The sequence below is a fragment of the Nocardioides sp. genome (assembly GCF_041600255.1).
Taxonomy (GTDB): Bacteria; Actinomycetota; Actinomycetes; order Propionibacteriales; family Nocardioidaceae; genus Nocardioides.
In genome coordinates this window covers 1-13,319 of sequence record NZ_JBFIKK010000017.1, presented here as the reverse complement: position 1 = coordinate 13,319, position 13,319 = coordinate 1, and the positions used below count along the sequence as shown (strand labels likewise).

The 13,319-nt window shown below is 70.4% G+C and carries 11 protein-coding genes and 1 tRNA gene; 2 read left to right on the top strand and 10 right to left on the bottom strand.

The window, feature by feature from the left end; all coding sequences use genetic code 11:
• Window positions 1-33: 33 nt before the first annotated feature.
• The 10 genes from prmC to argS all read right to left on the bottom strand — a co-directional run bounded on the left by prmC (window position 34) and on the right by argS (window position 11,398).
• Entirely contained in the window at window positions 34-903 is an 870-nt protein-coding gene (prmC, locus tag ABZE72_RS03730) for a peptide chain release factor N(5)-glutamine methyltransferase (RefSeq protein ID WP_372727671.1), read from the bottom strand.
• Entirely contained in the window at window positions 903-1,976 is a 1,074-nt protein-coding gene (prfA, locus tag ABZE72_RS03725) for a peptide chain release factor 1 (protein WP_372727670.1), read from the bottom strand. The genes prmC and prfA overlap by 1 nt, the downstream gene beginning before the upstream one ends.
• Window positions 1,977-2,061: 85 nt before the next feature.
• Complete coding sequence (gene rpmE / locus ABZE72_RS03720) at window positions 2,062-2,280, bottom strand: 50S ribosomal protein L31 (RefSeq protein ID WP_372727669.1); 219 nt, start codon at window positions 2,278-2,280, stop codon at window positions 2,062-2,064.
• 104 nt (window positions 2,281-2,384) lie between these two features.
• On the bottom strand, window positions 2,385-2,753 hold the full coding sequence (locus ABZE72_RS03715) for a response regulator transcription factor (RefSeq protein ID WP_372727668.1): 369 nt from the start codon (window positions 2,751-2,753) through the stop codon (window positions 2,385-2,387).
• A gap of 154 nt (window positions 2,754-2,907) precedes the next feature.
• Window positions 2,908-4,683 carry a transcription termination factor Rho gene (rho, locus tag ABZE72_RS03710; RefSeq protein ID WP_372727694.1) on the bottom strand — a complete coding sequence of 592 codons (1,776 nt, stop codon included), beginning with the start codon at window positions 4,681-4,683 and terminating at the stop codon, window positions 2,908-2,910.
• A 333-nt stretch (window positions 4,684-5,016) separates the two neighbouring features.
• Window positions 5,017-5,910, bottom strand: a complete 894-nt coding sequence (gene thrB / locus ABZE72_RS03705) for a homoserine kinase (protein WP_372727667.1) — start codon at window positions 5,908-5,910, stop codon at window positions 5,017-5,019.
• Window positions 5,911-5,925: 15 nt separating this feature from the next.
• The gene (thrC, locus tag ABZE72_RS03700; protein WP_372727666.1) at window positions 5,926-7,011 is read right to left on the bottom strand and encodes a threonine synthase; all 1,086 of its coding nucleotides are present in this window, start codon (window positions 7,009-7,011) and stop codon (window positions 5,926-5,928) included.
• Entirely contained in the window at window positions 7,008-8,312 is a 1,305-nt protein-coding gene (locus tag ABZE72_RS03695) for a homoserine dehydrogenase (protein WP_372727665.1), read from the bottom strand. Before ABZE72_RS03695 ends, thrC begins: the two co-directional genes overlap by 4 nt.
• Window positions 8,309-9,712, bottom strand: a complete 1,404-nt coding sequence (lysA, locus tag ABZE72_RS03690) for a diaminopimelate decarboxylase (RefSeq protein ID WP_372727664.1) — start codon at window positions 9,710-9,712, stop codon at window positions 8,309-8,311. The genes ABZE72_RS03695 and lysA overlap by 4 nt, the downstream gene beginning before the upstream one ends.
• Before the next feature lie 6 nt (window positions 9,713-9,718).
• Window positions 9,719-11,398 carry an arginine--tRNA ligase gene (gene argS / locus ABZE72_RS03685; protein WP_372727663.1) on the bottom strand — a complete coding sequence of 560 codons (1,680 nt, stop codon included), beginning with the start codon at window positions 11,396-11,398 and terminating at the stop codon, window positions 9,719-9,721.
• Between the two features lie 98 nt (window positions 11,399-11,496).
• Here argS and ABZE72_RS03680 point away from each other — a divergent pair.
• Together ABZE72_RS03680 and ABZE72_RS03675 are read left to right on the top strand one after the other, a co-directional pair.
• Window positions 11,497-11,569, top strand: a tRNA-Arg gene (locus ABZE72_RS03680).
• 354 nt (window positions 11,570-11,923) lie between these two features.
• Window positions 11,924-13,201 carry a hypothetical protein gene (locus ABZE72_RS03675; RefSeq protein ID WP_372727662.1) on the top strand — a complete coding sequence of 426 codons (1,278 nt, stop codon included), beginning with the start codon at window positions 11,924-11,926 and terminating at the stop codon, window positions 13,199-13,201.
• The last annotated feature ends 118 nt before the right edge of the window (window positions 13,202-13,319 follow it).

Below are 13,319 nucleotides of genomic sequence, written 5' to 3'. Positions count from 1 at the left end.
ACCGCAATCTAGCGGTCAGCGAACACCGTACGGTCATCGCGCCAGCCGGGCAGTGAGAAAGCGCGCGCGGCCGGCCAGGTCCGGGTGGTCACGCAACTCGGTCCAGTACCCGGAGGCGACGAACACCTCGGGGGCCGCGCTCCCCTGCTCGTCGGCGTGCTCGGCGCCCACCACCCCACCGGGCCGCAGCAGCAGGGCCGCCCGCTCCGCCAGCACCCGCAGGGCATCGAGGCCGTCGGCGCCGGAGAAGAGGGCGAGGTGCGGATCGTGGTCGCGGGCCTCGGGCGCCACCGACTCCCACGCCTCCAACGGGATGTACGGCGGGTTGCAGGTGATCACGTCCACGGTGCCGGCGAGCTCGGAGAACGCCGTGGCCATGTCGCCCTGGCGCAGGTCGACACCGGTCCCGGCCAGGTTGCGGACCGCCCAGGCGTGCGCGGCCTCGTCGAGCTCGACCGCGTGCACTCGCGCCGCCGGGAGCTCGTCGACCAGGGCTCGCGCGATCGCCCCCGAGCCGGTGCACAGGTCGACCAGGACAGGAGCGCGCCCTTCGTCACGAGCCACCCGCTCGGCCTGCTCGATCGCCCAGCCGGCCAGCAGCTCGGTCTCGGGGCGAGGCACGAAGACACCCGGCCCCACCTGGAGCTCCACGTGGCGGAAGAACGCCACCCCGGTCAGGTGCTGGAGCGGCACGCGGTCGGCTCGCCTCGCCACCAGGTCGTCGTACACCGAAGCCAGGGCCGGGTCGACCCGGTCCACCAGCACCAGTCGCCCCCGCGTCGTGTCGAGGACGTGGGCGAGCAGCTCGGCGGCGTCATGGTCGGGGCTGGCCACGCCCGCCTGCGCCAGCCGGGTCGTCGCGCGCGCGAGGAGCTCGCGCCGGGGCACGGAGGTGTCGACCATCAGGACTCGAGGGCGTCGAGCCGGGACTGCAGGTCTGCCTCGAGGCAGGAGTCGAGGACCGGCTGGAGGTCTCCGTCGAGCACCTGGTCGAGGTTGTAGGACTTGTAGCCCGTGCGGTGGTCGGAGATGCGGTTCTCCGGGTAGTTGTAGGTCCGGATCCGCTCGGAGCGATCGACGGTCCGGATCTGGCTGCGGCGCGCCTCACTGGCCTCGGCCGCGGCCTGCTCCTGGGCCGCCGCGAGGAGCCGGGAACGCAGGATGCGCATCGCCTGCTCGCGGTTCTGCAACTGGCTCTTCTCGTTCTGGCAGCTCACCACGATCCCGGTCGGGACGTGGGTGATCCGCACCGCGGAGTCGGTCGTGTTCACGCTCTGGCCGCCGGGGCCGCTGCTGCGGAAGACGTCGATGCGCAGATCGTTCTCGTCGACCTCGACGTCGACCTGCTCGGCCTCCGGCAGGACCAGGACGCCTGCGGCGCTGGTGTGCACACGGCCCTGCGACTCCGTCACCGGCACCCGCTGGACGCGGTGCACGCCCCCCTCGAACTTCAGTTGTGCGAACGGCGCCTCGCCCGGCTCGGGGGTGCCCTTGGCCTTCACCGCGACCGTCACGGACTTGTATCCGCCGAGGTCGGACTCGGTGGCATCGAGGATCTCGACCTTCCAGCCGCGGGCCTCGGCGTACCGGGTGTACATCCGGAGCAGGTCGGCGGCGAAGAGCGCCGACTCCTCGCCACCCTCCCCCGACTTCACCTCGAGGATCGCGTCCTTCTCGTCGGTCGGGTCGCGGGGCACCAGGAGCCGCCGCAGCCGCTCCTCGGCGGTCGCCAGCTTCTCCACCAGCTGCTCCGCCTCCGCTGCGAAGGAGGCGTCGTCCGCGGCGAGCTCCCGCGCCGCACCGAGGTCGTCGCCGAGCTGCTGCCAGTCACGCCAGGCGCCGATCAGCGAGGAGAGCTGGGCGTAGCGCTGGTTGAGCCGCTTGGCGAGTCGGGCGTCGGCGTGCGTCTCCGGGGCAGCCAGCTGACCCTCGAGCTCATGGTGCTCGGCGAGGAAGCCCTCGACGGCTTCGAACATGGTGGGGCTCCTCGGGAGACGGACGGCGTGGGCAAATGCAAAGCGCCGGCCGCCGCAGCATGCGGTGACCGGCGCCAGCACGGGGCTACTTCTTGTCGGCAGCCTTGGCGTAGCGAGCCTGGAACCGGGCGACGCGGCCGCCGGTGTCGAGGATCTTCTGCTTGCCGGTGTAGAACGGGTGGCACTGCGAGCAGACGTCGGCGTGCATCGTGCCGGACTCAGCGGTGCTGCGGGTCTCGAACGACGCGCCACAGGTGCAGGTCACCTTGGTGGGCGTGTAGTTCGGGTGGATGTCCTTCTTCATGGTGTCCTCTCAGCCGCCGGGTCGCTCGCCGCGATCTGCGGGGAGCGTGAACCGGAACCAGCGCCCAAGTCTGCCACTCGCGAGCCGGGAGCGGTAATTCGGGCTCACCCCCGGGACAGCAGCGCCTCGACCCGCTCGGCGAGGTGGCGTGGGCTGAACGGTTTGGTGATGTAGTCGTCGGCGCCGGAGTCGTAGCCGACCTCGAGGTCGGAGGCCTGGGCGCGGGCCGTGAGCAGGATGACCGGGAGGTCCAGCAGGTCGGGGTCCGCCCGCATCGCGCGGATGGCGTCCAGGCCGGAGACCCCCGGCATCATCACGTCGAGGACGGCCAGGTCCGGCCGCTGCGCCTGACAGGCCGCGAGAGCAGCGGCACCGTCACCGACGGCGACCACGTCGTGGCCGAGCCGGGAGAGCTTGAACTCCACGAGCTCACGTATGTCCACGTCGTCGTCCGCGACCACGATCCGTGCCACGCCAGCCCCTCCGATCGCCTCGGTCCTGCGTCCCGGCCGTCGGCCGAACGACCCGAAGCCTAGGCCATCCGCGCCGAGCGACCCCGAGAAAGGACGAACCGGGCCGCCCCCGCAGGGGCGACCCGGTTCGGTCGTTGCACTGAGTCCGAGGACGTCAGTCGCTGCCGCCGCCTGCCATCGGGGTGGTCTTCTGCACCTGCATGAGGAACTCCATGTTGCTGCCCGACTTCTTGAGTCGCTCGAGCAGCAGCTCCCGCGCCTGCTGGCCGTCGAGGCCGGAGAGCACGCGGCGGAGCTTCCAGATGACGGCCAGCTCCTCCTTGCTCATCAGCAGCTCCTCACGACGCGTGCCGGACTGCACGGCGTCGATGGCCGGGAAGATGCGCTTGTCCGCGAAGTCGCGGCGCAGGCGGATCTCCATGTTGCCGGTGCCCTTGAACTCCTCGAAGATCACCTCGTCCATCTTGGAGCCGCTCTCGATGAGGGCGGTCGCGAGGATGGTGAGCGAGCCGCCGTTCTCGATGTTGCGGGCCGCACCGAAGAAGCGCTTGGGCGGGTAGAGCGCCGCCGAGTCCACACCACCGGAGAGGATCCGGCCGCTGGCGGGGGCCGCGAGGTTGTACGCGCGACCCAGCCGAGTGATGCCGTCGAGCAGCACGACGACGTCGTGGCCGAGCTCGACCAGTCGCTTGGCGCGCTCGATGGCGAGCTCCGCGACGATCGTGTGGTCGCTCGCCGGACGGTCGAAGGTCGAGGAGATGACCTCTCCCTTGACCGAGCGCTCGAAGTCGGTGACCTCCTCAGGACGCTCGTCCACGAGCACCACCATCAGGTGGCACTCGGGGTTGTTCGTCGTGATCGAGTTGGCGATCGACTGCATGATCATCGTCTTGCCGGCCTTGGACGGCGAGACGATGAGGCCGCGCTGGCCCTTGCCGATCGGAGCAGCGATGTCGATGACACGCCCGATCAGGTTGGTGGGCTCGGTCTCGAGACGCAGACGCTCGGAGGCGTAGAGCGGGGTCAGCTTCTGGAACTCGACCCGGTTCTTGGCCGCCTCGGGCTCGGCGCCGTTGACCGACTCGATCCGGACCATCGGGTTGAACTTCTCCTTGCGCTCGCCCTCACGGGGCTGGCGCACCTGACCGATGACGGCGTCGCCGCGGCGCAGGCCGAGCTTGCGGACCATCGACATGGCGACGTAGACGTCGTCGGAGCCGGGGAGGTAGCCGCTGGTACGCACGAAGGCGTAGTTGTCGGAGAGGTCGAGGATGCCGGCAGCCGGCACCAGTACGTCGTCCTCGAGGATCGTGGTGTCGGGCTCGTTGCGCTGACCGCCACCGCGGTTGCTGCGGCCGCGGTCGTTGCCGCCGCCGCCACCGTCCCGGTCGCGGCCCCGGCGACGCCGGTTGCGACGGCTGCCCTCGCCACCCTGGTCGCCGTAGTTGTCGTTGCGGCCGCCCTGGTCGCGGCCGCCCTGGTTCTGGCCGCCCTGGTTCTGGCCGCCCTGGTGGGACTGCCGACCCTGGTCGCGGTTCTGGTCGCGGTTGGACTGCTTGCCCTGGTCGCGGTTGCCGCCCTGGCTGGACTGCTCGCCCTTGCCCTGGTCGCGGTTGCCGCCCTGGCTGGACTGCTCGCCCTTGCCCTGGTCACGGTTGCCGCCCTGGCTGGACTGCTCGCCCTTGCCCTGGTCGCCCTTGCCCTGGTCACGGTTCGATTGCCGACCGCGCTCGCGGGAGGAGTCACCCGACTCGGCAGAGGACTTCTCCTCGCTGCGGGACTCGCCCGCCGAGGAGTCGGAGGTGCGCGACTTCGCGCCGCCGCCGCTCTGCGCGGCCTTGATCGCGTCGACGAGCTGGGCCTTCTTCATGGCGCCAGCGCCCGAGATTCCCATGCCCCCCGCCATCGACTTGAGGTCGGCGATGAGCATGGAGTTGAGTCCACCGCTGCGCTTCTTCGGAGCGTCCGTGGACGCCTTCGAGGCATCCGAGGTGGATTCGATGGTTTCCGTCACGTGAGGTCCTTCCCACGTATCAGTGCCGAGTCGGCCCGGCGGCCGTCGGTTTCTGGTCATTGCTTCCTCACCGCCGTCACTCGCCGCAGGGAGGGTGACTCGCGGGTGTGCAAGACGAGGTCTGCACGGGCTTGAGGAAGAGGTCGCACCCAGGGACTGGTGTCACCTGCTGGCGCTACGCCGAGATGTCTGACGCACCTTCAGGGTAGCACCCGGGAACCGCGATGTGTCACCGGGCACGTTTCTCGCTCAGGCGAGTCGTACGCCGTCGGTGTCGACGTCGAGTCGATGGGCCTGCCACCCCTGCGGGCAGCGCTCGAGCAACGCGTGCCCGTCGTCGTCGAAGGCGAGCACCGTCGGCCCGGCGCCCGACACGACGGCCGGGACCGAGTCGGCCCGCAACCGGTCGACCAGTGCCAACGACTCCGGCATCGCGGGTCGGCGTTGGTCCTGGTGGAGGTAGTCGCGCGTGGCCCGCAGCAGCTGCTCGGGCTGGCCGGCCAGAGCGGCCACCAGCAGCGCCGTACGACCCGCATTGGCAGCGGCGTCGGCGTGCGGCACCGTCGCCGGCAGCAACCCGCGGGCGACCTCCGTGGACACCCGCGTCGGTGGCACGAAGACGACCACGGAGACCCGTGGGTCGACCGCCGAGCCCACGGCGTAGTGGCCGTCCGGATCCTCACCGGAGATGACGAACCCGCCGTACCAGGCAGGGGCGACGTTGTCGGGGTGACCTTCCAGGCGAACGGCCAACCGGAAGGCGGCGTCGTCCGACATCACCAGCGTGCCGCCCGCCACCAGGGACCGGGCCAGCCAGACGCCCGCGACGATCGCCGCGGACGAGGACCCCAGCCCCCGCGCGTGCGGAATCACGTTGTGGCAGGCCAGCCTCAACCCGGGCGGATCGACGTGCATCTCCGCGAAGGCGGCGCGCATCGAGCGCACCACGAGGTGCGACTCGTCGCGGGGCACGTCCTCGGAACCGGCGCCGTCGATGGTGACGCTCAGCCCCGACTCGACGACCTCGGCCTCGAGCTCGTCGCGCAACGACAGGGCGATCCCCAGCGAGTCGAAACCGGGCCCGAGGTTCGCCGAGGTGGCGGGAACCGAGGCCCGCACGGGGCCGCTGACGAAGGGGGCCATGACCGGGCGTCGCCCTCAGGCCAGTCCGGCAGCGCGGGCGGCTGCCTCGACGTCGGCGTCCACCACGGTGTCCACGATCGCCCCGAACCCCTCCAGGGCCGTGACGGTGTCCTTGAGTCCGTGTCCGGTGACGGTGACGACCAGGGTCTTGTCGGTGTAGGACTCCCCCGCCTGGAGCTCGGCGAGCAGCCCGGCGACACCGGCCGCGGAGGCCGGCTCCACGAACACACCGTCACGCCTGGCGAGCTCTCGCTGCGCGGCCAGGATCTGGTCGTCGCTGACGGCCGCGAACCGGCCGCCGGACTCGTCGCGGGCCGCCTCGGCGAGCTTCCATGATGCGGGGTTGCCGATCCGGATCGCAGTCGCCTTGGTCTCGGGGTCAGGGAAGGGTTCGCCGGTCACCAACGGCGCGGCACCCTCGGCCTGGAACCCCCGCATCACCGGGCGACGCGTGGCGAGGCCGAGGTCGGCGTACTGCGTGTAGCCCAGCCAGTACGCCGCAATGTTGCCGGCGTTGCCGACCGGCAGCAGGTGGAAGTCGGGGGCGTCGCCGAGGAAGTCGACGATCTCGAAGGCAGCCGACTTCTGGCCCTCGAGCCGGACCGGGTTGACCGAATTCACCAGCGCGACCGGGAACTCCTCGGCCAGGCCCTTGGCGATCGCGAGGCAGTCGTCGAAGTTGCCGCGCACCATGATCACCTGGGCGCCGTGCAGGATCGCCTGCGCCATCTTGCCGGCCGCGATCTTGCCCTCGGGCACGAGCACCAGCGGCTTGAGCCCGGCCTTGGCGGCGTAGGCCGCCATCGACGCGGAGGTGTTGCCGGTCGAGGCGCAGACCACGGCGCGAGCACCCTGGTGCTTGGCCACCGAGATCGCGGCGGTCATGCCGCGGTCCTTGAACGAGCCGGTGGGGTTGTCGCCCTCGACCTTGAGCCACACCTCTGCCCCGGTCAGACCGCTCAGCCACTCGGAGTGGACCAGCGGGGTGCCGCCCTCGCGCAGGGTGATCGCGGGCGTGTCCTCGGGGATGTCGAGCAGGTGGCGGTACTCCTCGATGACGCCGCGCCACTGATGGGTGCGGCGGCCGGTCTCGACGCTCATTCGGCGTCACCCTCCACGCGCATCACCGAGGTGACCTCGCGGACGATCTCCATCCGGCGCAGGTGGGCGACGGTCGCACTCAGCTCGGCGTCGCTCGCCTGGTGGGAGACGACCACGAGTTGGGCGTCGGCACCGCGGCCCTCCTGGCGGACGGTCTGAATCGAGACGCCGTGGTCGGCGAAGGCCGTCGCCACCGCGGCGAGCACGCCCGCGCGATCCTGGACGTCGATCGCCACGTGGTAGCGAGTGGTGGTCTCCCCCATCGGCAGGATCGCCCGATCGGCGTACGCGGACTCGCCGGCGCCACGGGTGTCGGCGAGCCGGTTGCGGGCCACGGTGACCAGGTCGCCGAGCACGGCGGAGGCGGTCGGTGCGCCGCCGGCGCCCGGCCCGTAGAACATCAGTTGGCCCGCGGCCTGGGACTCGACGAAGACCGCGTTGTAGGCCTCCCGGACCGAGGCGAGCGGGTGCGAGCGCGGGATCATCGCGGGGTGCACGCGCACCGCCACCGCGTCGTCGCGCAGCTCGCAGATCGCGAGCAGCTTCACCACCGCACCCATGTCGCGCGCGGACTTGATGTCGTGGGCGGTCACCTCGGAGATGCCCTCGCGGTGCACGTCGGCGGCGGTCACCCGGGAGTGGAAGGCCAGCGAGGCCAGGATGGCCGCCTTCGCGGCCGCGTCGAACCCCTCGACATCCGCGGTCGGGTCGGCCTCGGCGTACCCGAGCTCCTGGGCCTCCTCGAGCGCCTCGGTGAACCCGGCGCCGGAGGTGTCCATCTTGTCCAGGATGAAATTGGTGGTGCCGTTGACGATGCCCAGCACCCGGGTCACCTTGTCGCCGGCGAGGGACTCGCGCAGCGGACGCAGGATCGGGATCGCGCCGGCCACGGCGGCCTCGTAGTAGAGGTCGCGGCCGGCCTTCTCGGCCGCCTCGAACAGCGTCGGGCCGTCCTCGGCCAACAGTGCCTTGTTGGCCGTGACGACCGAGGCGCCGCCGTCCAGAGCGGCCAGGATCAGCGACCGGGCCGGCTCGATGCCACCGATCACCTCCACCACCACGTCGACGTCCTCGCGACTGACGAGAGCCTCGGCGTCGGTGGTCAGCAGCCCCTCCGGCACGTCGACCTCGCGGGCCGCGTCGAGGCGGCGGACCGCCACCCCGACCAGCTCGACCGGTGCGCCGACCCGGGCCGTGAGGTCACCGGCCTGCTCCAGGAGAAGTCGCACCACCTGGGAGCCCACTGAGCCGCAGCCCAGCACCGCCACCCGGAGAGGTTCGTGCTCGATGCTCGCGTTCACGCCATTCCACCCACGTCGGTTGCCAACAGGTCGTCCACAGTCTCGCGTCGTACGACGACGCGCGTCGCGCCGTCCCGCACAGCGATCACCGGAGGCCGAAGTGCGTGGTTGTAGTTGGACGCCATCGAGCGGCAGTAGGCACCCGTGCCCGGGACCGCGATCAGGTCGCCCGGCGCGACATCGGCGGGCAGGAACTCATCCTTGACCACGATGTCGCCGGCCTCGCAGTGCTTGCCCACCACCCGCGCCAGCATCGGCGGAGCCTGCGACGCGCGGGAGGCCAGCGTGCAGGAGTAGTCGGCGTCGTAGAGGGCGGTGCGGATGTTGTCGCTCATGCCGCCGTCGACCGAGACGTAGGTGCGCACGGCACCTCCGTCGAGCGCCACCTGCTTGACCGTGCCGACCTCGTAGACCGTGCACATCGACGGCCCGACGATCGCGCGGCCGGGCTCGATCGAGAGCCGCGGGGCCGCGATGCCCAGGGCACGGCACTCGTGCTCGACGATGGCGGTCATCTCGGCGGCGAGCTGCGCGGGCTCGGAGGGGTCGTCCTGGGTCGTGTACGCGATCCCGAACCCGCCACCGAGGTCCATCTCGGGCATCTCGACGGCGAGGTCGCGCAGCACCCGGGCGTGCAGCGCGAGCACCCGACGGGCCGCGACCTCGAAGCCCGAGGAGTCGAAGATCTGCGAGCCGATGTGCGAGTGCAGGCCGAGCAGCTCCAGGCCCGGGGCGGCGAGCACGCGGCGTACCGCCTCGAAGGCGTCGCCGGAGGTGATCGAGAAGCCGAACTTCTGGTCCTCGTGCGCGGTGGCGATGTACTCGTGGGTGTGCGCCTCGACCCCGGCGGTGACCCGCACCAGCAGCCGGGCCGTGGTGTCGCGCTCGGCGACGATCGCGGCCAGCCGCTCGATCTCGGCGAAGGAGTCGACGATGATCCGTCCGACCCCGAGGTCGACGGCCCGGGTCAGCTCCTCGACGGTCTTGTTGTTGCCGTGGAAGCCGATCCGGCCCGGGTCCACCCCGGCGCGCTCGGCGACGGTCAGCTCGCCGCCCGAGCAGACGTCCAGGAAGAGCCCTTCCTCCGCGACCCACCGGGCGGTCGTGGTGGAGAGGAAGGCCTTGCCGGCGTAGAAGACGTCGTACGCCGCGAAGGCGTCCCGGAAGGCCGCCGCGCGTGCCCGGAAGTCGACCTCGTCCAGGACGTACGCCGGAGAGCCGTGCTCGGCCACCAGGTCGGCGACGCGGACGCCCCCGATCTCCAGGGCGCCGTCCACCTTCACCGCAGTCCGGGACCAGAGGTGCTCCACCAGGGCATTGGTGTCCGCGGGCTCCCGCAACCAGGCGGGACCACGCGCGCCGTCCTCGGCGTGGGCCCAGCCGGCCTCATGCGCTCGCATCGACCCTCACATCCGCTCGGGCGCCGAGACGCCGAGCAGGGCGAGCCCGTTGGCGAGCACGGTCCGGGTGGCGGCCACGAGCATCAGGCGGGCCTCGTTGATCGGGCCGGGGGTCTCGTCGCCCTGGGGCAGCATCCGGCACTCACGGGTGTCGTACCACTTGTTGAAGACCGAGGCCGTGGCCTCGAGGTAGCGGGCGACCCGGTGCGGCTCGCGCAGTTCCGCCGCACCGGCGACCACCCGCGGGAACTCGGCCAGTGCCCGCAGCAGCTCGCCCTCGAGCGGGTGCGAGAGCAGGGCCGGGTCGAAGCCACCGTCGGGGCCGGTCGGCAGCGACATGCCGAGGTCGGCGGCGTTCTCCATCATCCGGCAGGTGCGGGCGTGGCCGTACTGCACGTAGTAGACGGGGTTGTCGTTGGACGCCTTGGCCCAGAGGTCGAGGTCCAGGTCGATGTTGGAGTCCGAGCTGTAGCGGGCGAGGGCGTAGCGGGCGGCATCGACGCCGATCGCGGCCACCAGGTCGTCGATGGTGACGACGGTGCCGGCGCGCTTGGACATCCGCAGAGGCTGGCCGTCGCGGAGCAGGTTGACCATCTGGCCGATCAGGATCTCCAGGTTCCTGCCCGGCTCGTCGCCGAAGGCGGCACACATGGCGTTCATCCGGCCGACGTAGCCGTGGTGGTCGGCGCCGAGCATGATGAAGCAGCGGTCGAAGCCGCGCTCGCGCTTGTCGAGGTAGTAGGCCAGGTCGCCGGAGAGGTAGGCGCCCTTGCCGTCGGACTTGATGATCACCCGGTCCTTGTCGTCACCGAACTTCTCGGTGGCGAGCCAGATCGCGCCGTCCTTCTCGTAGGTGTTGCCCAGCTCGGTCAGCCGCTCGACCGCTCGCGTGACGGCACCGCTCTTGTGCAGGTTGTCCTCGTGGAAGTAGACGTCGAAGTGGACGTCGAAGTCGTGCAGGCTCTGCTTGATCTCGGCGAACATCAGCTCGACACCCTCGACACGGAAGATCTCCTGCGCCTCGGCCTCGGGGAGCTCGAGCACCTCGGGCCGCTCGGCCACGACGTCCTTGGCGATCTCCTCGATGTACTGGCCGCCGTACCCGTCCTCGGGGACCGGTCGGCCCTTCGCCCAGGCCAGCAGCGAGGAGCTGAACCGGTCCAGCTGCGCACCGTGGTCGTTGAAGTAGTACTCGCGGGTGACCTCGGCGCCGGTCATCGTGAAGATGCGACCGAGCGCGTCACCGACCGCGGCCCAGCGAACCGCACCGATGTGCAGCGGACCGGTGGGGTTGGCCGAGACGAACTCCAGGTTGATCTTCTCGCCGGCGAAGGCGTCCGAGGCGCCGTACGTCGCACCGGCGGCGACGACGTCCGCGGCGACCTGGCCCTGGGCCTGGGCGGCGACCGTGATGTTCAGGAAGCCGGGACCGGCGATCTCCACCGCGGCAACCCCGTCGGAGGCTTCCAGACCGGTCTGCACGAGCGCTGCGAACTCCCGCGGGTTCATCCCCGCCTTCTTGCCCAGCTGCAGGGCGACGTTGGTGGCGTAGTCGCCGTGCCCCTTCTGCCGGGGTCGCTCCACGGTGACAGTGGTCGGGACGCCGTCGGGCAGCGTCACGGAGCCGTCGGCCACCAGGGCCTGGAGCACGTCGACGATGGTCGTGGAGATCTGGTCAGGAGTCACCGCGTCAGCCTATCGGCGGGTCCCGGTTTCCTCTGAGTCGGTGACGACGGGTAGTGTCCCGATTCGCATCGAGCCGCGGATCTCCGCGTCCCGAGCACGCCTCCGTAGCTCAGGGGATAGAGCACTGGTTTCCGGTACCAGGTGCCGCAGGTTCGAATCCTGCCGGGGGCACTCACCATCACACCGGCCGAGCGTTGTGACGCCGGTCATGTTCCGGGTCCCATGCGCCCCACCAAACTCTCCTGTTCTGGTCCAGACCAGAACGACAATTTCCTCTCAATGTCTGGTCGACCCGTGACCTCCCCCGTCACGCTTCGTTGAGATCAGCGCTGTCCACGGGCAGGCGAGGGCACCGTCGGAGCATCCGCTCCGAACCCGCCGCCCCAGCGACGCGAACTGAGGGAGAACAATTCAGTGAGGAAGACTGCTCGCGGCACGCTCGCCGCTGCCACTGCCGCCGCCGTGATTGCCGGCGCTCTGGCCACCGGACCCGTTGCGTCGGCCGGGGCCGGCAACGGTCGCACCATGACGAACTACGGGTACAAGGGCACCGCCGTCGGCGCGAAGCTCTACGTGAACAACGCCCAGGTGCTCAGCGCCAAGGATGCCGTTGCTCCGCTGCGCTGCACGCGCATGGCCGGACGTACCTCGCAGGACCGCTCGGTCCTCAGCACCCCCGAGAACTCCCTGATCTCTCTCTCCACCTCCACCAGCAAGACGGTGAGCTACAAGAACAAGGGCGTCTCGGGCGTCCGCGCCACCAACGTCCTCGGCGACGTGGTCGTCGGCGGCACGCTCCCCGGGCGTGACGAGTCCACCCCGCTGGTGACCATCAAGGGTCTCGAGACCGTCGCCAACGCGTTCCACACCAAGGACGGGTTCGGCCACGAGGAGTCCTTCGCGGCTCCGGAGTTCGACATCGACGTCAGCGTGCTGATCGACAACGGCGTTCCGATCCCCAAGGAGCTCAACACGCTCCTCGACGCGATCGAGGACGCCGGCGGCCAGCTCACCACGGCCGTCGTCGACGTCCTGGCCAACGTCCCGGCCCCGATCGAGATCCCGAACCTCGGCTCCATCGGCCTGGGCATCCAGAAGGGCCACGCGAACAAGCGCGGCGCCGAGTCCGACGTCAAGGCCCTCGAGCTGAAGGTCACCGCCACCGGCGAGGACCAGGTCCTCCAGCTCGGCCACGCGCGTGCCGTGATCAGCGGCCCGGCCAAGGGTGGCGTCTTCCGCTCCACCTCGATGCCGCTCGACGCCAAGATCGCCGACGGTCTGCTGCACTTCGGTGGCGTCCGTCCGCGCACCATCCCCTGCGCCGGCACCAACGGCAAGGTGAAGAACAAGCACCTCAACTCCGCCTCGGTGCTCCTGCCGCGGGACATGATCGTCGGCGCGACCGACATCGACTACTCCTACATGGGTGAGCAGCTGGGCAAGAACCGTGCGAAGGGCGTCAACGCCTCCAGCATCGGCGCGGTCAGCATCAAGTCGCTCGACCTGAAGATCGAGGGGATCGCCTCCAAGGTGATCACCAAGAGCAAGACCAACCGCAAGGGCAAGACGGTCATCCGGTCGGTGCCGCGCTTCAGCATCGCCACGATCACCTTCGAGGGCAACAACATCGCGATCCCGACGCCCGGCAAGCCGGTCACGATCGACGGCCTGGGCATCCTCGAGTCCCGCATCGTCGAGGGCAACCGTTGGGGCAAGCGGGTCACCGCTCTCCGCGTGACGCTCACCGACTACAGCGCAGTGCTCGACCTCGGTATCTCGGCGAGCCAAATCTTCGCCTACTGATCCACCGGGACCCCCGGCGACGGCGCCCCTCCCCCACGCGGGAAGGGGCGCCGTTCGCATGTCCGCTGACCTGCCACTTGTGGTTGCCGCACGACCGCTGACCTGCCGGTTGTGGTTG